Raw genomic sequence first — 19,570 nt, 5'->3', positions numbered from 1 at the left:
CCTCCGCAAGACTGGGTAGCGGCCGAAGGCCGTGCGCTCGTGGGTGTGTACGGCTATCACCACCCCAAGGAGGATCGATGGCCGGGACCCTGGCTGCCGACGAGGGACGTTCGCGCAAGCGACGAGACGACGAGCAGGGCGAGCTCGATCCGGCAGCGCTGAGGCGCTTGCTGGAAGCCCTCAACGCGGCTGCGGACGGCGACTTCTCACGACGTCTCCCGGCACGGCGCAAGGGCCTGCTCGGCGAGCTGGAGGTGGCCTTCAACCGCCTCGCCGAGCACTCCGAGGCCCAGACCGCGGAGTTCGGGCGCGTCGCGCGGCAGATCGGCCGTGAGGGTCGGATGACCGAGCGCGCCCGCACCGAGGGCGCCAAGGGCGCCTACCTCGAGCGCATCACGATCGTCAACGGCCTGATCGACGACCTCGTCCGTCCCACGACGGAGGTCGCACGTGTGATCGTGGCGGTCGCCGAGGGCGACCTGTCGCAGAAGATGGCGATGGAGATCGACGGCCAGCCGGTCAAGGGCGAGTTCGCCCGCATCGGCACCACGGTCAACGCGATGGTCGACCAGTTGTCGTCCTTCGCCTCCGAGGTGACGCGCGTCGCGCGCGAGGTCGGCACCGACGGCAAGCTCGGCGGCCAGGCCGCGGTGCCTGGCGTGTCCGGCACGTGGGCCGACCTCACCGAGTCGGTGAACTCGATGGCCGCGAACCTGACGGGTCAGGTCCGCAACATCGCGCAGGTCACGACGGCGGTCGCCCAGGGCGACCTGACCCAGAAGATCACGGTCGACGCCCGCGGCGAGATCCTCGAGCTGAAGGACACCATCAACACGATGGTCGACCAGCTCGGCGGCTTCGCCGACGAGGTCACGCGCGTCGCGCGCGAGGTCGGCACGGACGGCAAGCTCGGCGGCCAGGCCGAGGTGCGCGGCGTCTCCGGCACGTGGCGCGACCTGACCGAGAACGTCAACTTCATGGCGCGCAACCTGACCGACCAGGTGCGCGGCATCGCGCAGGTCGCCGGCGCGGTCGCCAAGGGCGACCTGACGCAGAAGATCACGGTCGACGCCAAGGGCGAGGTCGCGGCGCTCGCCGACACGATCAACGCGATGACCGACACCTTGTCGGTCTTCGCCGAGCAGGTGACGAGGGTCGCGCGAGAGGTGGGGACCGAGGGCAAGCTCGGTGGCCAGGCCGAGGTGCCGGGCGTGTCGGGCACGTGGAAGGACCTGACCGAGTCGGTGAACTCGATGGCGGAGAACCTGACGGGTCAGGTCCGCAACATCGCGCTCGTGACGACGGCGGTGGCCCAGGGCGACCTGTCGCAGAAGATCGAGGTCGACGCGCGCGGCGAGATCCTGCTGCTCAAGGACACCATCAACACGATGGTCGACCAGCTGCGGTCGTTCGCCGACGAGGTCACGCGCGTGGCGCGCGAGGTCGGCACGGAAGGACGCCTCGGCGGCCAGGCGGTCGTGCCGGGCGTCGCGGGCACGTGGAAGGACCTCACGGACTCCGTGAACGTCATGGCGCGCAACCTGACCGACCAGGTCCGCGACATCGCGCGCGTGACGACGGCGGTGGCCAAGGGCGACCTGACCCAAGAGGTGACGGTCGACGTCAAGGGCGAGGTCCTCGAGCTCAAGCGGACCGTGAACACGATGGTCGACCAGTTGTCGTCCTTCGCCGACGAGGTCACGCGCGTCGCGCGCGAGGTCGGCACGGAGGGCAAGCTCGGCGGCCAGGCCGAGGTCAAGGGCGTCTCGGGCACGTGGCGCGACCTGACCGAGAACGTCAACTTCATGGCCGACAACCTGACCCACCAGGTGCGCAACATCGCCCAGGTGACGACGGCGGTGGCCCAGGGCGACCTGTCCAAGAAGATCACGGTCGACGCGCGCGGCGAGATCCTCGAGCTCAAGGACACCATCAACACGATGGTCGACCAGCTGCGGTCGTTCGCGGCCGAGGTGACGCGCGTGGCCAAGGAGGTCGGCACCGACGGCCGCCTCGGCGGCCAGGCGGAGGTCGAGGACGTCTCCGGCACGTGGCGGTCGCTGACCGAGTCGGTGAACTCGATGGCGGCCAACCTGACCGAGCAGGTGCGCGGCATCGCGACGGTGACGACGGCGGTGGCCAACGGCGACCTGTCCAAGAAGATCACGGTCGAGGCCAAGGGCGAGGTCGCCGCGCTGGCCGACACGGTCAACGCGATGGTCGACCAGCTGCGGTCCTTCGCGGCCGAGGTGACGCGCGTCGCGCGCGAGGTCGGCACGGACGGCAAGCTCGGCGGCCAGGCGCAGGTCGAGGGCGTCTCCGGCACGTGGCGCTCGCTCACGGAGTCGGTGAACTCGATGGCCGACAACTTGACCGGCCAGGTCCGCAACATCGCCCAGGTCACGACGGCGGTGGCCAACGGCGACCTGTCGCAGAAGATCACGGTCGACGCGCGCGGCGAGATCTTGGAGCTCAAGGACACGATCAACACGATGGTGTCGCAGCTCTCCTCGTTCGCCGACGAGGTGACGCGCGTCGCGCGCGAGGTCGGCACGGAGGGCTCGCTGGGCGGTCAGGCCGAGGTCGAGGGCGTCCGCGGCCGCTGGCGCGACCTGACCGAGAACGTCAACCAGCTCGCGTCGACGCTGACGACGCAGCTGCGCGCGATCGCCGAGGTCTCCACGGCGGTGACGCAGGGCGACCTGACGCGGTCGATCACGGTCCAGGCTCAGGGCGAGGTCGCCGAGCTCAAGGACAACATCAACCAGATGATCGCCAACCTGCGCGAGACGACGCAGATCAACGTCGAGCAGGACTGGCTGAAGACGAACCTCGCGCGGATGGGCGGCATGCTCCAGGGGCAGGCGGACCTGGGCCAGGTCACGCGACTGATCATGAGCGAGCTGACGCCGCTGGTGACCTCGCAGCACGGCGCGTTCTACCTCGTCGAAGGCGAGGCCGACGAGACCCAGGAGCTGCGGCTCGTCGCGTCCTACGGCGGTGACGGCGGCTCGATCCGCGATCAGTTCGCGCTCGGTCAGGGCCTGATCGGGCAGGCGGCCGTCGAGGCCAAGCCGATCGTCGTCGACGACGTTCCCAAGGACTACATCAAGGTCTCCTCGGGGCTCGGCGACGCGCCCCCGCGCAACATCATCGTGTTGCCGGTCGTCTTCGAGGAGCAGGTCCTCGGCGTCATCGAGCTGGCGTCGTTGCAGTCGGTCACCGAGATCAACCGCGCGTTCCTGGAGCAGATCACCGAGACGATCGGCGTCGTGCTCTCGACGATCCGCGCAAACATGCGCACCGAGCAGCTGCTCGCGCAGTCGCAGTCGCTGGCCCGCGAGCTTCAGGCCAAGAACTCCGAGATCGAGTCGGCGCGCGCCGGCCTGGAGGAGAAGGCCACGCAGTTGGCGTTGTCCTCCAAGTACAAGTCCGAGTTCCTGGCCAACATGAGCCACGAGCTGCGCACGCCGTTGAACTCGCTGTTGATCCTGTCGCGGCTGCTGGCCGACAACGGCGACGGCAACCTCTCCGACCAGCAGGTGGAGTTCGCGACGACGATCCACTCGGCGGGCAACGACCTGCTGGCGCTGATCAACGACATCCTGGACCTCTCCAAGGTCGAGGCCGGCAAGATGGACCTCGACCTTGGGCCGGTCGCGCTGGCCGATGTCTCCGAGGACGTCGAGCGCTCGTTCCGCCCGGTGGCCAAGGAGAAGGGGCTGACGTTCACGATCGAGGTCGACGACGCGCTGCCGGCATCGATCGTCACCGATGAGCAGCGGTTGCAGCAGGTGCTGCGCAACCTGTTGTCCAACGCCTTCAAGTTCACGCACTCGGGGGCGGTGACGCTGAAGGTTCAGCGCGACGCCAACGAGCGGATCTCGTTCGCGGTGACCGACACCGGCGTGGGCATCGCGGCCGACAAGCTCGCGTCGATCTTCGAGTCCTTCCAGCAGGCGGACGGCACGACGTCGCGCAAGTACGGCGGCACCGGGCTGGGCCTGTCGATCAGTCGCGAGATCTCGCGCCTGCTCGGCGGCGAGATCCGCGTGACGTCGGCGGTCGGCGACGGCTCCTGCTTCACGCTGGTGCTGCCGCTGGCGCACCGCACGGGGGATGGCGCGCAGATCGACGCGCCAGTAGCGACCGAGCCGCCGCTGGCCGCGCCGGCCGAGGCGTCGGCGGAGTCCGCGGCGCTGCTGCCCTACGACGGGCTGGAGGACGACCGCGGCTCGGTCGTCGCCGGCGACCGCGTCCTGCTGGTCATCGCACACGATGCCGACCACGCGGCGGGCGCGCTGGCGGTCGCGCGCGAGCACGGGTTCAAGGGCCTGGTCGCCCGGCGCACGCCGCTCGGGCTCGCGCTGGCCCGCGAGTACCGGCCCGATGCCGTGCTGGTCTTCGCCGGAGATGGGCGCGGCGAGCGGCTGCTCGCGCAGCTGAAGTCGCACCCGGAGACGCGCCACCGGCCGGTGGTCGTCGCGGGCCCGGCCGGCGGGCGGCTGAGCGCGTTGCGCGCGGGCGCGGCCGCCTACGTCGACGAGGCGAGCGCCGGGAAGGACGGCACGCACCCGGGCGCGGCGGCGCTGTCGACGCTCGACGCGCTGGAACGCCTGAGCGCGCGGTCGGTCAAGCGGCTGGCGATCGTCCAGGACGGCGACGGGCTGGACGGCGAGACGCTGGAGCTGCTCGGCTCGGGCGACGACGTCGACGTGCTGGTCGTCGGGCCCGACGACGCGACCGAGCGGATGCGCTCCGACGGCGCCGACTGCGCGGTGCTCGTCGTGCGGCCCGGCTCGAAGTGGCCGTTGGACGTCCTGCTGGCGCTGGAGGGCGAGGCGGCGATGCGCGAGCTGCCGGTCGTCCTCTACGTGCCCGAGGCGCTGGCGCCCGAGGAGCGCGTCGCGCTGGAGGCCGCGTCCTCGCGGCTGGTGGTCGGGACGGCGGTGGCGCCGGACCGCCTGCTCGACGAGACCGCGCTGCACCTGCACCGCCTGGAGACCCAGCTCCCGCAGCCGACGCGCAAGTTGTTGGCCAAGCTGCGGACCGCCGATCAGGTCTTCCACGGCAAGCGCGTGTTGATCGTCGACGACGACATCCGCAACGTGTTCGCCTTGGCCTCCGCCTTGGAGACGCGCGGCATGAAGGTGGCGTTCGCGGAGAACGGGCGCGAGGGAATCGAGCGGCTGCGCGAGCAGCCCGACACCGACCTGGTGCTCTTGGACGTCATGATGCCCGAGATGGACGGGTACGAGACGGCCCGGGCGATCCGCGCGATGCCGCGCTTCGACGCGCTGCCGATCATCCAGCTGACGGCGAAGGCGATGAAGGGCGACCGCGATAAGTCGATCAGCGCGGGCGCGTCGGACTACGTCACCAAGCCGGTCGACGTGGAGCAGTTGTTGTCGTTGATGAGGGTCTGGCTGCACCGCTGATGGTCGAGGTCGACCCACCGCGGGTGCTGCTCGTCGACGACCGGCGCGAGAACCGGATCGCGCTTCAGGCCGTCCTCGAGCCGCTGCGCGTAGACGTCGTCGAGGCCGACAGCGGCGAGCAGGCGCTGCGCGAGGTCCTCACGCAGGACTTCGCGGTGATCCTGCTCGACGTGCAGATGCCGGGCATGGACGGCATCGAGACGGCCGAGATGATCAAGGCCCGCGATCGCTCGCGCGACGTGCCGATCATCTTCCTGACCGCGGCCGAGAGCGACCTGGCCGAGGTGTTCGCCGGGTACGAGGCCGGCGCGGTGGATTACCTGCTCAAGCCCTTCGACCCGCTCGTGCTGCGGTCCAAGGTGAAGGTCTTCGCCGACCTGGACCGCCATCGCCGCCAGCTACGGCGCAGTGATGAGTTGGTGCGCAACGCGTTTGCGGCGGCGACGTCCGGGATGGCGCTGTGCGACCTGACCGGGCTGGCGCTGCAGGTCAACCCGGCGCTGGAGCGGCTGACCGGGCGACAGGAGTCGGCGCTGGCGCGGACGCAGGTCCACGACATCCTGCATGAGCGCGACCGGCCGCAGCTGGTCGAGCGGCTGGAGGCGGCCGCGACGCACGGCGACGGCGGCGAGCCGTGGACGGCGCACGTGGTGGGTCAAGACAGCACGCCGGTGCCGGTGACCGTGTCGGTGGTGTCGGTCCGCGACGTCCACGGTGCGCCGCAGCAGTTGTTGGTGCAGTTGACCGACGATCGCGACCGGCGGATCGCGGCGACGCTGCAACGTGCGCTGCTGCCGGACCGGCTGCCATCGATCGTCGGCGTCACGCTGGCGGCGCACATCGCGCCGGGCGGGGGCGGCACGCGCGTGGGCGGCGACTGGTACGACGCGATCGCTCTCCCGGGCGGGCGCCTCGGAATCGTTGTAGGGGATGTCGCCGGGCACGGGGTGGACGCGGCGGCGCGGATGGGCGAGCTGCGCTCGGTCGCGCGGGCCTACGCGCTGGAGGGACACGCGCCGGTGGCGCTGATCGAGCGCATGAACGGCTACCACTCCGCGCTGGGCGCCGACCTCATGACCACCATGTTGTTCGCGATCCTGGAGATCGACTCCGGGCGGCTGCGGTTCGTCAACGCCGGCCACCCGCCGCCGCTGATCGCCCATGACGGCGGCCGGACCGAGATCCTGCACGGCGCGGGGCCGCCGCTGGGCGTCATGGACACGTGGCGCTACGAGGAGCGCGTCGCGGAGCTCACGCCGGGGACGACGGCGTTGTTGTACACCGACGGGTTGGTGGAGCGGCGCGGCGAGCGGCTCGACACGGGCCTGGGACGCCTGCGCGACGCGGCGTCCGGCGGCGGATCGCCGCAGGAGATGGTCGCGGCGGCGCTGGCGGCCTGCGAGGCCGAGCTGGCCGACGATGACGTCACGCTCGTCGCCGTGCGCGGCGAGGCGCGCCTCGGGCCGGTGGCGCGGCTGAAGCTCTCGCCGGACCCCGACGCGTTGGCCTCGCTGCGGCGCTTGAGCGCACGCTGGCTGCGCGAGGCGGGCGCCCAACCCGACGAGGTCCACGACCTGGTCATGGCCGCCAACGAGGCCTGGCAGAACGCGCTGGAGCACGGCACGAACTTCGCGCGCACGACCGTCGGCGTCGACCTCGAGGTCGATCCCCACGGCGAGGTCTCGATCACGGTCCGCGACGCCGGCTCGCGTGATCGCGCGCCGTCGGATCCGGATCGCGGCCGCGGCATCGAGCTCATGCGCGCGCTGGCCGACGAGGTCACGCTGGAGCTCGCGCCGCACGGCTCGACCGTGCGCCTGCGCCGCCAGCTGCGCGCGCCCGCGCCGCGCGAGGAGACGACGGCCTCCGAGCGCGACGACGCGCCAGACCGCGCGGCGACCTCGGGCTGAGCGAGCGGCGCGCGTCCGTCGGCCCGGCGGCGCTACGGTTCGCGCCGTGATCGACCCCGTCTTCCGCCTCGTCGCGCCCGCCTCCGCTCTCGAAGCCGCCCCGGCGGGCTGGGCTCAGGAGCTCCTGAAGCAAGGCGAGATCGCGCTCGCCCTCGACGCCGGCGAGCTCGACGCGATCGACGCCGTCGCGCGCGCCCTCGAGCAGCCCGCCGTCGCGGTGCTCCGGCGCGAGTCGACCTCGGAGGCCGCCGAGGCGTCGGTGCGCGAGTTCGCCGCCGGGCTCGCGCTGGTCTGGATCGCCCCGTCCTTCGGCGACGACGCCCGCGCCTGGGCCCGCGACCGCGCGCCGATGACGCTGCTCGTCGAGCACGACGGCCCGCTGCCCGAAGACGAGCGCCGCCGCATCGACCGCTTCGTCGCGATCCTCGGCCGCCAGGCCGAGTAGCCGAGGGCGGGCTTAGAGCCCGACCGGGTGGCGGACGGTGAAGCCCGCGTAGGAGCGGGCGTTGGCGGGCTGCCAGCGGGTGCCGGTGTTCTGGCGGCCGGAGGTGTCGAAGCGCAGGCCGGCGACGACCATGAAGGTGTGGCCGGCGTTGGCGTAGATCGTCACCCACTTGCCGGGGCCGGGCTTGCCGAACTTCATCAGCGTGCCGGAGGTCTCGGGGCCGTTGAGGTAGCCGGCGGCGGCGAGCGCGTAGGAGACCGAGCCGGAGCAGTCGTAGGCGGAGTCGGTCCAGATCTCGCCCGCGACGCGGCCGTGGCCGCCGCCGTAGACGTAGGGCTTGTGGGCGACGTCGTTGGCGGCGTGCATCAGCGCCACGAGCTTGCGCGGCGCGGTGTCCGGGATGATCGCCGTGCCGTTGGAGGCGATCGCGGCCTGGTCGAGGTTCGTGCCGCCCTTGCCGCCGTAGGCCTCCTTGAGGTCGGCGGCGATCTCGGCGTCGGTTGGTGCGCCGGAAGCGGGTGCGTCGTCGTCGGCGGGCGCGGCCTCGACGGGCGTGGCGTCAGCGTCGTCGTCGGCGGCGGGCGTCTTTGCCTTCGCCTTCGCGTAGGACGACGGGTCCGGCGGCGGCAGGTAGGGGTCGTCGACCTTCCACGCCTGCACGGTCCCGCCCGAGGACACGCTGCCGCAGCCGCCAACCAAGAAGGCGGCGGCCAGCACGCAGGCGAGGACCAGGGAACGGGACATCCGCTCTGAAGTATCGGCATTCGGACGTCCGTCCTCCACCCCGAACCGGTCAGTAGCGTCTGCCGCATGCTGCCCTTGCTCGCCGCGGTGGCCGCGGCCGCCGCGATCGGCGTGCCCGGCCCGGGGACCACGCTGGGCGGATGCCCGGTGCTGCCGCGCGACCACGCCTTCAACCGCGACATCTCGCAGGCGCCGGTCGACCCGCGCTCGGACGCCTACGTGCGCTCGATCGGGCTGACCGCCAAGCTGCACCCGGACTTCGCCTCCAAGACCTACGGGATCCCGTTCAAGGTCGTTCCCAAGGCCCAGAAGAAGGTGCCGGTCCGCTTCACCGACTACGGCGACGAGTCCGATCCCGGCCCCTACCCGCTGCCGCTGTCAGCGCCGATCGAGGGCGGCTCGGACCGGCACGTGATCGTGCTGCAACGCGGCACGTGCATGTTGTATGAGTTGTTCGGCGCCCAACGCTCGGGCAACGGCTGGAGTGCGTCCAACGGCGCGAAGTTCAACCTCAAGACGGGCAAGTCGCGTCCCAAGGGCTGGACGTCGGCCGACGCCGCCGGCCTGCCGATCCTCCCGGGACTCGCGCGGCCGGGCGCGATCACGCACGCGCTGCGCGTCACCGTGCCGCGCACGCAGAAGGCCTACGTGTCGCCCGCGACGCACTACGCGTCCTCGGACTCCAGCGCCGACCTTCCGCCGATGGGGCTGCGGCTGCGGCTGAAGTCATCGTTCGATCTGAAGCCCTTCCACGGCCAGGCGCTGGTCATCCTGAAGGCCTTGAAACGCTACGGGATGATCGTCGCCGACAACGGTTCGCCGTGGTACATCACCGGCGCGCCCGACGCTCGCTGGAACGACGACAACCTGCACACGCTTGGCCAAGTTCCCGGATCTGCGTTCGAAGCTGTGCAAAGTGGCCCGTTGACCCGGGGTTGACCTACAACCCGCTCGCGATCCGGCTACCGTGACCCGCAGTGGCGGGGTGGAACGAGGCACACGTGCATCGTGCGCTGTGGCGCGCCGGGTTCGGCGCCACCGAGCACGAGGCCCGTAAATGGGCCCACCGCGGTCGTGGCGACACGATCCGCTGGCTGCTGTCGCCCAACGGACGCAAGGCGCCGCTGGTGTCCGGCCCGAAGCCGATGGCGCTCGATCCGGTCAACGAGTACGGCCACGACATGTTGTGGTGGATGGATCGCATGGTCCGCACCACGCGGCCGCTCGAAGAGAAGATGGTGCTCTTCTGGCACGACCACTTCGCCACGCGCGACGTGGACACGCCGATGATGCTGCGCCAGAACGCGCTCTTCCGCCGTCGCGCGCTCGGGTCGTTCCCCGCGCTGCTGAGCTACGTCATGCAGGACCCGGCGATGGGCTCGTTCCTGAACTTGATCGGGTCCTACAAGGACGAGCCCAACGAGAACTTCGCCCGCGAGCTGATGGAGCTCTTCACGCTCGGCGAGGGCAACGGCTACACCGAGACCGACGTTCGCGAGGCCGCCCGCGCGCTGACCGGCTACGTCGAGGACAAGAAGGTCGGCGGTGTCCTGGTCTCGGTCAAGTTCGACCCCGAGCGCCACGACAAGGGCACCAAGAAGATCTTCGGGCATAAGGGGCGCTTCGGCCCGCACGACGTCTTGCGCCTCGTGGTCAACCACCACCGCCACCCGGAGTTCCTGGTGCGCAAGCTGTGGTCCTACTTCATCGCTGAGCCGCTCGACGCGCGCACGCGCGTGCGCCTGCAGAAGACCTACGTCAACTCGGGACACAAGCTGAAGCCCTTGGTCGGCGAGATCCTCGACCATCCCAAGCTGTACGCCAACCTCGACGGCCCGGCGATGGTCAAGGCCCCGGTCGTCGCCGTCGCGGGCATGCTGCGCGCGACGCGGATGGGCGTCAAGACCGACGACTGGGTCTGGATCACCGCCTCGATGGGGCAGCGTCTGTTCTCGCCGCCGTCGGTCGCGGGCTGGGAGTGGGGGCCGGCGTGGATGTCGTCCAACGGCATGCGCGTGCGCTTCACCGCCGCCAACGTCGCGCTCGGCCAGCCTGGCCTGAAGGTCGAGGACAAGGACACGCCGCTGGACCTGTCGCCCAAGCAGCACCTCGACCGCGCGCTGGCCGCGGTCGGCGACCCGTGGATCTCCGCCCGCACGCGCAAGGCCTTGTTGTCGCTCGCCTCCGGCTATGACCGCATGGCCGGCCAGAAGTGGCAGCGCCAGGTCGCCGCCGACATGACCCAGCGCGCGATGCGCCACCTCCTGCTCTCCGGCCCCGACTACCAGGTTCATTAGGTTGCCCCGCTTCCGCGCCCACGCCGCCTGCCAGGACTTTCACCGCGCTTCCGAGGCCGCGCGCGCCGACGTGCTCACCCGCCGCCAGATGCTCAAGTGGGGCATCGGCGCGGGCGTCACCGTCTACGCCGCCCAGAAGCTTCCGACCGGCCACCTGCTCGACGCTGCGGCCGCCGAGGCCGCCGCGGACCCCAACGCGCCGGTGCTCGTCTCGGTCTTCCTCCCAGGCGGCCTGGACTTGTTGGACACCTTGATGCCGCTCGGCCAGGAGGGCGTGCTGCGCGACCTGCGCGGCGGCGTCTCCCCGGCGACGCCGCTGGTGCTCAAGGGCACGTCCTTGGGTCTTCACCCGGCGCTCGCCAAGGGCCCCAACGGCGGCCTGCAAGGCCTATATGAACGCGGGCAGATCGGCTTCCTGCCCGGCATCGACTATGCCAACCCCAACCTGTCGCACTTCGCCTCGCGCGCGTTCTGGGAGACCGGGATGGTCTCCCAGCAGTCGGTCTCCGGCTGGCTCGGCCGCTGGCTAGACCGCCACGGCAGCAGCGACAACCCGCTCCAGGGTCTGAGCGCCGGCTACGGGCTCTCGCCGACGCTGCGCACGGTCAGCGCGCCGGTCGCCTCGGTCTCCGATCCGGGCGACGCGCGGTTGGGCATGTGGTCGGTCTGGGGCGACTGGGGGACGGCCGCGGTCAACACCTACGCCGCGCTGGCGCAGCAGACGCCGAAGGCCGCCGGCCCGGCGTCGGCGATGCGCGCCGCGCGGCTGGCGCACACGGTCTCCGACCGGCTCGCGCCGTACGCCAAGTCCAAGGAGAACCCGGACCCGCTCGGCGGGCCGGTCGTCTACCCCGAGAACAACGACACCGCCGACCGCCTCAAGGTGCTCGCGGGCCTGCTCTCGCAGCCGCTGGGCATTCGCGTCGCGACCGTCGACGCCGACGGGGAGTTCGACACCCACGAGGGCCAGGCCCAGACGCTGGACCGCGACCTCGGCGCGGTCGGCGAGGCGCTGGCGACGTTCCAGGCCGACCTGGAGGCGCGCGGGCTGGCCAACCGAGTGCTGACCTTCGTGTGGTCGGAGTTCGGCCGCCGTCCGCAGGCCAACAAGTCGCTGGGCACCGACCACGGCGCCGGCGGCGTCGCGTGGGTCCAGGGCCCGCGCGCCTACGGCGGCATCCTGACCGAGTACCCCTCCTTGGTCGACCTCGACCCGGAGAAGAACCTCAAGGTGACCGTCGACTTCCGCAAGGTGTACGGGTCGCTCATCGCGCAGTGGCTGGGCACCGACCCGGCCGAGGTGATCCCCAATGCGGGCACGTTCGGCCAAGTGCAGGTGGTGCGCTAGTGCTGGCGGACGCTCCCGCGGCCACCGCGACCCAAGCGGTCGGCGTCGGCGAGCGCGAGTTCGCGATCGCCATCTACCGCCCGAAGGTGCACCGCGGCAAGGTGAAGTTCAACGTCCGCAACCTGGGCGAGGACGTGCACGACCTCGTCGTGACCCGCAAGGGCAAGCGGGTCGGCGCGCTGGCGACGATCGTCAAGCCCGGCGCCAGCGCCACGCTGCGGCTCACGCTGAAGAAGACCGGTGCCTATCGGCTGATCTGCACGGTCGCCGACCACGAGGCGCGCGGCATGCGCGCCACCTTGCGCGTGGTCAAGTAGCCCTCGCGGCAGCGGGCGGGTAACGCCCGGGGCATGACCTCCGGCTCCCTCTGGCTCGACGGCCTCGACGCCCCGCAGCACCCGCCCCTCGGACAGGACCTCGACGCTGACGTCTGCGTGATCGGCGGCGGGATCTTCGGCCTGACGACCGCGCTGGAGGTCGCGCGCGGCGGGCGGTCGGTCGTCCTGCTGGAGCGCGACCGCGTCGGCGCGGGCGTCACCGGCCACAGCACCGCGAAGCTCAGCGCGTTGCAGGGCACGACCTACACCGAGCTGTCACGCCGCTTCGGCGTCGACGGCGCGCGCGGCTACGCGGCGCTCAACGAGGGCGCGATCGGCTACGTGGTCGACCGCGTCGGGACGCTGGGCCTGGCTGACGAGGTCGAGATCCGCCGCGCCCCGCACGCGCTCTTCTCCTGGGACGCCAAGCAGCGCGAGGACCTGGAGCGCGAGGCGGACGCTGCACGCGCGGCCGGCCTCGACGTGCGCCTGACCGACGACGACCTCGGGCTGCCGTTCGCGACGACCGGCGCGCTGGTGCGCGAGGACCAGGCCGAGCTGGAGATCGGCGCCTACATGCGCGGCCTGGCTGACGCGTTCACCGCGATCGGCGGGCGGATCTTCGAGCGCACGGTCGCCACGCACGTGGGCGAGGGCTCGCGGCCGGTCGTGCGCACCGAGGCCGGCCCGCGCGTGACCGCGGGTGACGTCGTCGTCGCCACGCACTACCCGATCCTCGACCGCGGCCTGTTCTTCCCGCGCCTGACGCCGAAGCGGTCCTACTGCATCGCGGTCGCGGGGGCGGATCCGCTGCCGGAAGGCCTGATGGCGATCTCGATCGGCTCCCCGATGCGGTCGCTGCGCGTCGCGCGCGGGCTGCTGGTGCTCGGCGGCGAGGGCGGCTACGACGCGCTGGCCGACTTCGCGCGGGCGCACTTCGGCGGCTCGAAGGTCGAGGTCACCCATCGCTGGTTGTCGCACGACATGACCAGCGCCGACGGCCTGCCGTTCGCCGGGCGGCTGACGCCGTTCTCGCGCCACGTGTGGGTCGGCACCGGCTTTCGCAAGTGGGGTCTGACCAACGGGACGGCCGCCGCGCAGATCGTCGCCGCGCGCCTGCTCGGTGCCACGCACCCGCACGGCGAGCTGTTCGACACGCTGCGCTTCACGCCGCTGCGCAGCGCGCCGAGCGTCCTGAAGGAGGGCGCGCGCGACGCGATGCACTTCGTCGGCGACCGCTTCAAGCGTCCGGAGGGCGACTCCCTCGACGCGCTGACGCCCGGCGGCGAAGGCAAGATCCTGAAGGTCGACGGCGAGCTGGTGGCCGCCTCCAAGGACGCCGACGGCACCGTCCACGCGGTCTCGCCGGTCTGCACGCATCTCGGCTGCCGCGTCGCCTTCAACGGCGCCGAGCGCACCTGGGACTGCCCGTGCCACGGCTCGCGTTTCGCGGTCGACGGGACGGTTCTGGAGGGGCCCGCGGTCGCGCCGCTGAAGGCCAAGCCGTTGTCCTACGAACCGCAAGCGTGAGATCCGACGATTGAGGGACGGCCCGCGCGGTGACCCTTCACCGGACGGACCGAACCACCCCCTTGCCATGCCGGCCACCCGATCCAGCACAGACATCCTCCTTGCCTTCGCGCCGATTCCCGATGCGGTGCGTGCTGCGCGCCACTCGCTGCGCGAACGCGGGCTGAACCCCGACCTCGATCACACCGTGTCGCTGCTGACCTCTGAGCTCGTCGGCAACGCGGTGCGGCACGCCGGGCCGCTGAACCCGACCGAGCGGATCGTGTTCCACGCGCGATTCAACGACGACTACGTGCGCGTCGAGGTCGCCGACCACGGGCCGGGCTTCGACCCCGAGGTCCGCCACGAGACCGCGGGCTTCGGCCTGCGGCTGGTTGACAAGCTCGCGACCAAGTGGGGCGTCGAGCGCACCGCTCGCGGTTGCCGCGTCTGGTTCGAAGTGGACCGTCGCCGCGGCCGTTTCGAGCGCGACGTTTAAACATCAACTGGGCCGCCGGGCCGTTGGGCCATCCGGCTGTCGACCGGCGACTTCTGGCGCTCGGTGGCGTACAGTCCGTCGCGGAATGCCCGTACGCCGGGAACTTCGCCCGCTCCTCCTCGTCGCCGTCCTCGGCGTCGCGATTGCGCTTGCGGAGACGGTCACGGGTCTGGGCACCGGCCTGCTGCTCCTGTCGCCGGCGTTGGTGCTCCTGCTTCCGCTCCTGGCGGGGCGCTACCCCGGTGAAGAGACGCTTGAACGGCTCGTCGCCCGTCGCGCCCCGTCAGGCCGCCGTGTGCGGCCGGCGCCTTCGCTTCCGCCGCGCCGCCGTCCCCGCGCCCTAACCCGGCGCGGGGGCCGGCTGCTTTCGGCCTCGCTGGCCGAGCGCGGCCCGCCGGTCTTCACGGCCGTCGCCTAGAGACCGTCGCCTGGTGCGGCGCGCGCCTGTGTGCGTGCGCGGCCCGCGGCGTTTCGCCGTGTCCACCGGAACTCAGACCCTTGGAGGTGCGCATCGTGCGCCGCCCCCTCGCCATCGCCGCCGCTGCGCTGATCGCCGCGGCCGGCCTGGCGCCCACCGCCGCCCTGGCCCACCAGGGCAACCCGAACATGAAGTCGGTCATCAACGCCGTCCGGCCGCACCCGCAGGGGATCACGCTGCAGGTGCTCGGCGGCGACGACCGCTTCCAGCTGACCAACCGCAGCGGCCAGACCGTGGTGGTGGAGGGCTACGACGACGAGCCCTACGCGCGGATCGCGCCGAACGGGACCGTCGAGGTCAACCACAACTCGCCGGCGTTCTACCTCAACACGGAGCGCTACGGCGCGGTCGAGGTCCCGAAGACCGCGAGCGCGAAGGCGACGCCGGACTGGCAGGTGCTCGACAAGACCGGCGCCTTCGAGTGGCACGACCACCGGATGCACTGGATGGCCAAGACGATCCCGGGCGTCGTCAAGGACCAGTCGGTCAAGACGAAGATCTCCGACTACGACATCCCCATCACCTTCGGCTCCACGCAGGCCCACATCCTGGGGACGATCTGGTGGGACCCGGCGCCGGACGGCGGACCGCCGGTCGGCGCGATCGTCGCGCTGGTGGTGCTCGTGCTCGGTGGCGCGGCGGCGGTCGTCGTCGTGCGGCGGCGCCGGCGGGACGCGGGCGATGACGGCGGCGGCAGCGGCAACGGTGCGAGCACGGACGGCGGCGCCGCGCCGATCGCGGCGGGCCAGCCGAGCAACGAGGCTTGGTGAGACGCGCCTTCGTCATCGCGGCCGCCGTCCTGGCGGTCCTCGCGGTGCTGCCCGCGCTCGCGTCTGCGCACGCGACGTTGCAGGAGACGACGCCGGACCGCGGCGCGGTCGCCAAGACCGAGCCGCGGCAGGTCGTCCTGCGCTTCGACGAGTCGGTCGAGGGCAACTTCGGCGCGGTCCGGGTCTACGACGCGCGCGGCGACCGGGTCGACGACAACCACGTCACGCATCCGGGCGGCAAGGGCGCGGTTCTGGCCGTCGGGCTGAAGGCGGGCCTGCGCGACGGGACGTTCACCGCGACCTACCGCGTGATCTCCGCCGACAGCCACCCGGTCTCCGGCGGCTTCGTCTTCTCGATCGGCCGCGCGGGCACCCCGCCGGCCGCGACCGTTGGCGACCTACTCGCAGGCTCTTCGGCGGGCAAGGTCACCGAGGGCGCGTTCGGCGTCGCGCGTGGGGCCGACTACTTGGCAATTGCCTTGATCGTCGGCGCGTTCCTGTTCGGGTTGATCTGCTGGCGCTCCGGGATCGCTCCGCCCGAGGCCGAAGCCGCCTATGAGTGTCGCCGCCGCGTGCTGCTGCTCGGCGGCGCCGCGCTGGGCGTCGTGGCGGGCGCGGCCGGGATCGTCCTACAGGGCGCGACCGCGGGCGGCACGTCGTTCTGGTCGGCGCTGGATCCGGACGTCGTGCGCGAGGTGCTCGGCACGCGCTTCGGGACGGTCTGGGGCCTGCGCGTCCTGGACCTGCTGCTGATCGCAGGGCTCGTGGTGGTCGCCGGTCGCGGCGGCGGCTCGCGTCGCCTCGCCGCGCTGCTCGCGCTGCCGGTCGCGTTCCTGGCGATCACGCCCGCGCTCGGCGGTCACGCGACCACGCAGCACCCGGTGGCGCTGCTCGCGCCGCTGGACGTCCTGCACGTCGTGGCGATGAGCGCCTGGGTCGGCGGCCTGGCGACGCTGCTGTTCGCCGTGCCCGCGGGCACGCGCGCGATCGCCGATCCCGCCGCGCGCACGCCGGTGCTCGCCGCGCCGCTGTCGCGCTTCTCCGCGCTGGCGCTGACCAGCGTCGGCGTGCTGATCGCCACCGGCACCGCGCAGTCGATCGTCCACCTGCGCTCGTTCGGCGACCTCCTACACACCGCGTTCGGCCGCGCGGTGCTGGTCAAGGTCATCATCCTGCTCGCGCTCGTCGCGCTCGGCGCGCTGAACCGCCGGCGGTCGGTTCCGCGGATCCGCGCAGCGGCGGCGAGCGGTGAGAGCGCCGGACAGGCTGGCCGCATCCTGCGCGACACGTTGCGTGTCGAGGCGCTGCTGATGCTCGCGGTGCTCGGCGCGACCGCCGCGCTGGTTTCCTACGCGCCCCCGACGCAGCTCTCCTCGGGGCCGTACTCCAAGACCACCACCGCGGGGCCGCTGGAGGTCCAGCTGACCGTCGACCCGGCCAAGCCCGGGGCCAACGCGGTCCACCTGTACGTCTTCGACGCCAAGTCCGGCGCGCCGTTCACCGGCACGAAGGAGCTGACGATCGACGCGGCACTGCCCAGCAAGGACATCGGTCCGCTGCATGCGACCGTCAACCGGGCCGGGCCCGGCCACTACGTCGCCAACGCGCTCACGCTCGCGCCCGGCGGCAAATGGCAGATCACGGTCACCGACCGCGTCTCGGACTTCGACGAGCACACGGCGCGCTTCGACGTGCCGGTGCGGTGACGCCGAAGTGACGCACCCAATGACATCGTCAACGACAACGAGGACACCATGAACAAGAAGCGCATCATCCTGGCGTCGTCGCTCGCCCTCGGCGCCGTGGGCTCCGCGGCCACGGCGGCGCAGGCGCACGTCACCCTGCAGCCGAAGACCGCGGCCGCGGGCGCGTACGTGGTCGAGGCCGTCCGCGTGCCCAACGAGACCGACGACGCCACCACGACCAAGGTCGCCGTGCAGTTCCCCGACGGCTTCGGCGACGTCTCCTACCAGGCGGTCGACGGCTGGTCGGTGAAGGTCGTCAAGGGCAAGCTGGCCAAGCCGATCGAGACCGACGACGGTCAGGTCACCGAGGGCGTCAAGACCGTCACGTGGACGGCGGACAAGAAGTCCGACGGCATCGCCCCTGGCCAGTTCCGCGACTTCCCGATCTCGATCCAGGTCCCTGGCAAGGCGGGCGACACGCTGACGTTCAAGGCGCTTCAGACCTACAGCGACGGCGAGGTCGTGCGCTGGATCGGCGACTCCAGCTCCGACAAGCCGGCGCCGACGATCTCCGTGACCGAGGCGATGGAGGACCACCATGCCGCGTCGGGCTCCTCCGGTGGGACCGCGACGACCGAGCAGACCGGGCTGGGCTCGCCTCTGACGAAGGACACGTTCATCGCCGATGACTCCGACTCAAACACCCTGGCCATCGTCGCGCTGATCGTCGGCGCGCTCGGCCTGCTGACCGGCGGCGCCGCGCTGGCGTCCGCTCGCCGACGTCCGTAGATCCCACGGACGCGCGCCGCGGCACCCCACTGTCGCGGCGCGCGATTGACGCCCTTACCCTTCGAACCCAGAACCTCCCATGTCTCAGAACCCCAGCCCCACCAAGCGCGACCGCAAGGACGCGGCCCGGACCGAGCGCCTCGAGCGTGAGCGCACCGAGGCCACGGCTGCCGCGCGCAAGAAGCGCCTGACCATCCTCGGCGGCCTGCTCGGCGCGGCCGTCGTGATCGTCGTCGCGGCGATCCTGATCTCCTCGGGAGGCGGTTCGGACAAGTCCTCCGGCGGAGGCGGCGACGCCTCCTCGATCCAGGGCGCGGCCGACACGAAGGCTTTGATCGGCGGCATCCCGCAGGATGGGATCACGCTCGGCAAGGCCGACGCGCCGGTCACGATCGTGGAGTTCGCCGACCCGCAGTGCCCGTACTGCGCGCAGTACACGGTCAACGAGATGCCGAAGGTCGTCCAGGACTACGTCCGCACCGGCAAGGCGAAGATGGAGCTGCGCTTGTTGACGTTCATCGGCGCGGACTCGCTGAAGGCGGCGTCGGTGTTGGAGGCGGCCGGGCAGCAGAACAAGCTCTGGGAGGCGTCCGACCTCTTTTACCGCAACCAGGGCGAGGAGAACTCCGGCTACGTCACCGACGAGTTCCTGACCGGGATCCTGGACGCCGCGGGCGCCGACGCCGACAAGGCGATCGCCGGTGCGGGCGACAGCGCGGTCTCCCAGGCGATCGCCGAGACCAAGACGCTGGCGTCGAAGTACGCGGTCGAGAGCACGCCGACCGTGCTCGTCGGGCCGACCGGTGGGGACCTGACCGCGGTCGATGGCACACCGACCGCCGCGGCGATCGGCGAGCTGGTCGACAAGGCCGCCGCGAAGGCCGGCACGTGAGCGACCGCGCCCTACGCACCGCCGGCCTCGTGCTGGCGGTGCTGGGGGTCGCCGTCGCCGGCTACCTCGTCTACATCCACTACGCCGACATCGACCCGGTGTGCAACATCGCGCACGGGTGCCACAAGGTGCAGACCTCGGAGTACGCCGAGCTGGCCGGGATCCCGGTCGCGCTGCTCGGGCTGATCGGCTACATCTCGATCCTCGGCGCGCTGCTGGTGCCGGGGCAGGGCGAGGCGGCGCGGATGGGCGCGGCGCTGTTCGCGCTGGTCGGCTTCGGGTTCTCGATGTACCTGACCTACCGCGAGCTGTTCACGATCGACGCGATCTGCCAGTGGTGCGTGCTGAGCGCGATCCTGATGACCGGGTTGGCGATCGTCACGACCTGGCGCGTGGTGCGCGTGCCGCTCGAACCGGTCGCTGACGTCCCGGCAGACTGAGCGGCGCCG

General features: G+C 71.6%; 16 protein-coding genes. 15 read left to right on the top strand and 1 reads right to left on the bottom strand.

Features of this window, described 5'->3' with window-relative positions; translation table 11 throughout:
* The first annotated feature begins 77 nt into the window (after nt 1–77).
* The 3 genes from ACT01A_RS13555 to ACT01A_RS13545 are packed head-to-tail and all read left to right on the top strand — an operon-like array spanning nt 78 to nt 7,793.
* A complete protein-coding gene (locus ACT01A_RS13555) occupies nt 78–5,438 on the top strand; it encodes a HAMP domain-containing protein (protein WP_445147617.1) in 5,361 nt (1,786 codons plus the stop codon).
* On the top strand, nt 5,438–7,348 hold the full coding sequence (locus ACT01A_RS13550) for a SpoIIE family protein phosphatase (RefSeq protein ID WP_445147616.1): 1,911 nt from the start codon (nt 5,438–5,440) through the stop codon (nt 7,346–7,348). Before ACT01A_RS13555 ends, ACT01A_RS13550 begins: the two co-directional genes overlap by 1 nt.
* A 46-nt stretch (nt 7,349–7,394) precedes the next feature.
* Nucleotides 7,395–7,793: a hypothetical protein gene (locus tag ACT01A_RS13545; protein ID WP_445147615.1), complete on the top strand. Its 399-nt coding sequence runs from the start codon at nt 7,395–7,397 to the stop codon at nt 7,791–7,793.
* A 12-nt stretch (nt 7,794–7,805) separates the two neighbouring features.
* On the opposite strand, the gene ACT01A_RS13540 is transcribed toward ACT01A_RS13545, so the two are convergent.
* Nucleotides 7,806–8,537: a hypothetical protein gene (locus ACT01A_RS13540; RefSeq protein WP_445147614.1), complete on the bottom strand. Its 732-nt coding sequence runs from the start codon at nt 8,535–8,537 to the stop codon at nt 7,806–7,808.
* Nucleotides 8,538–8,603: 66 nt separating this feature from the next.
* Between ACT01A_RS13540 and ACT01A_RS13535 the strand changes: the two genes are divergently transcribed.
* The 12 genes from ACT01A_RS13535 (at nt 8,604) to ACT01A_RS13480 (ending at nt 19,561) form a co-directional block, all read left to right on the top strand.
* Complete coding sequence (locus ACT01A_RS13535) at nt 8,604–9,476, top strand: hypothetical protein (RefSeq protein ID WP_445147613.1); 873 nt, start codon at nt 8,604–8,606, stop codon at nt 9,474–9,476.
* 38 nt (nt 9,477–9,514) lie between these two features.
* Nucleotides 9,515–10,834: a DUF1800 domain-containing protein gene (locus tag ACT01A_RS13530; protein ID WP_445147612.1), complete on the top strand. Its 1,320-nt coding sequence runs from the start codon at nt 9,515–9,517 to the stop codon at nt 10,832–10,834.
* 1 nt (nt 10,835) lies between these two features.
* Nucleotides 10,836–12,182, top strand: coding sequence for a DUF1501 domain-containing protein (locus tag ACT01A_RS13525; RefSeq protein WP_445147611.1), 1,347 nt, complete (start codon nt 10,836–10,838; stop codon nt 12,180–12,182).
* Nucleotides 12,182–12,499, top strand: a complete 318-nt coding sequence (locus ACT01A_RS13520; protein ID WP_445147610.1) for a hypothetical protein — start codon at nt 12,182–12,184, stop codon at nt 12,497–12,499. Before ACT01A_RS13525 ends, ACT01A_RS13520 begins: the two co-directional genes overlap by 1 nt.
* Nucleotides 12,500–12,532: 33 nt before the next feature.
* A complete protein-coding gene (locus ACT01A_RS13515) occupies nt 12,533–14,029 on the top strand; it encodes an FAD-dependent oxidoreductase (protein ID WP_445147609.1) in 1,497 nt (498 codons plus the stop codon).
* A gap of 67 nt (nt 14,030–14,096) precedes the next feature.
* Nucleotides 14,097–14,507, top strand: coding sequence for an ATP-binding protein (locus tag ACT01A_RS13510; protein WP_445147608.1), 411 nt, complete (start codon nt 14,097–14,099; stop codon nt 14,505–14,507).
* 85 nt (nt 14,508–14,592) lie between these two features.
* A complete protein-coding gene (locus ACT01A_RS13505) occupies nt 14,593–14,925 on the top strand; it encodes a hypothetical protein (protein ID WP_445147607.1) in 333 nt (110 codons plus the stop codon).
* A gap of 95 nt (nt 14,926–15,020) precedes the next feature.
* Complete coding sequence (locus tag ACT01A_RS13500) at nt 15,021–15,755, top strand: hypothetical protein (protein WP_445152781.1); 735 nt, start codon at nt 15,021–15,023, stop codon at nt 15,753–15,755.
* Nucleotides 15,752–17,461, top strand: a complete 1,710-nt coding sequence (locus tag ACT01A_RS13495) for a copper resistance CopC/CopD family protein (RefSeq protein ID WP_445152780.1) — start codon at nt 15,752–15,754, stop codon at nt 17,459–17,461. The genes ACT01A_RS13500 and ACT01A_RS13495 overlap by 4 nt, the downstream gene beginning before the upstream one ends.
* Before the next feature lie 48 nt (nt 17,462–17,509).
* Nucleotides 17,510–18,229, top strand: coding sequence for a YcnI family protein (locus tag ACT01A_RS13490; RefSeq protein ID WP_445152779.1), 720 nt, complete (start codon nt 17,510–17,512; stop codon nt 18,227–18,229).
* A gap of 79 nt (nt 18,230–18,308) precedes the next feature.
* A complete protein-coding gene (locus ACT01A_RS13485) occupies nt 18,309–19,121 on the top strand; it encodes a DsbA family protein (protein ID WP_445152778.1) in 813 nt (270 codons plus the stop codon).
* Nucleotides 19,118–19,561: a vitamin K epoxide reductase family protein gene (locus ACT01A_RS13480; protein ID WP_445152777.1), complete on the top strand. Its 444-nt coding sequence runs from the start codon at nt 19,118–19,120 to the stop codon at nt 19,559–19,561. The genes ACT01A_RS13485 and ACT01A_RS13480 overlap by 4 nt, the downstream gene beginning before the upstream one ends.
* Nucleotides 19,562–19,570 lie beyond the last annotated feature (9 nt).

The organism is Baekduia sp. Peel2402 (assembly GCF_052567285.1).
The sequence above is the reverse complement of the archived record's forward strand: the minus strand, read 5'-3'. Positions and strand labels throughout refer to the sequence as shown.

Excerpts from the sequence above, each read along its gene's own strand:
- ACT01A_RS13555 (WP_445147617.1), top strand. The coding sequence starts at position 78 with ATGGCCGGGACCCTGGCTGCCGACGAGGGACGTTCGCGCAAGCGACGA.
- ACT01A_RS13550 (WP_445147616.1), top strand. The coding sequence starts at position 5,438 with ATGGTCGAGGTCGACCCACCGCGGGTGCTGCTCGTCGACGACCGGCGC.
- ACT01A_RS13540 (WP_445147614.1), bottom strand. The coding sequence starts at position 8,537 with ATGTCCCGTTCCCTGGTCCTCGCCTGCGTGCTGGCCGCCGCCTTCTTG.
- ACT01A_RS13535 (WP_445147613.1), top strand. The coding sequence starts at position 8,604 with ATGCTGCCCTTGCTCGCCGCGGTGGCCGCGGCCGCCGCGATCGGCGTG.
- ACT01A_RS13515 (WP_445147609.1), top strand. The coding sequence starts at position 12,533 with ATGACCTCCGGCTCCCTCTGGCTCGACGGCCTCGACGCCCCGCAGCAC.
- ACT01A_RS13510 (WP_445147608.1), top strand. The coding sequence starts at position 14,097 with ATGCCGGCCACCCGATCCAGCACAGACATCCTCCTTGCCTTCGCGCCG.
- ACT01A_RS13505 (WP_445147607.1), top strand. The coding sequence starts at position 14,593 with ATGCCCGTACGCCGGGAACTTCGCCCGCTCCTCCTCGTCGCCGTCCTC.
- ACT01A_RS13490 (WP_445152779.1), top strand. The coding sequence starts at position 17,510 with ATGAACAAGAAGCGCATCATCCTGGCGTCGTCGCTCGCCCTCGGCGCC.
- ACT01A_RS13485 (WP_445152778.1), top strand. The coding sequence starts at position 18,309 with ATGTCTCAGAACCCCAGCCCCACCAAGCGCGACCGCAAGGACGCGGCC.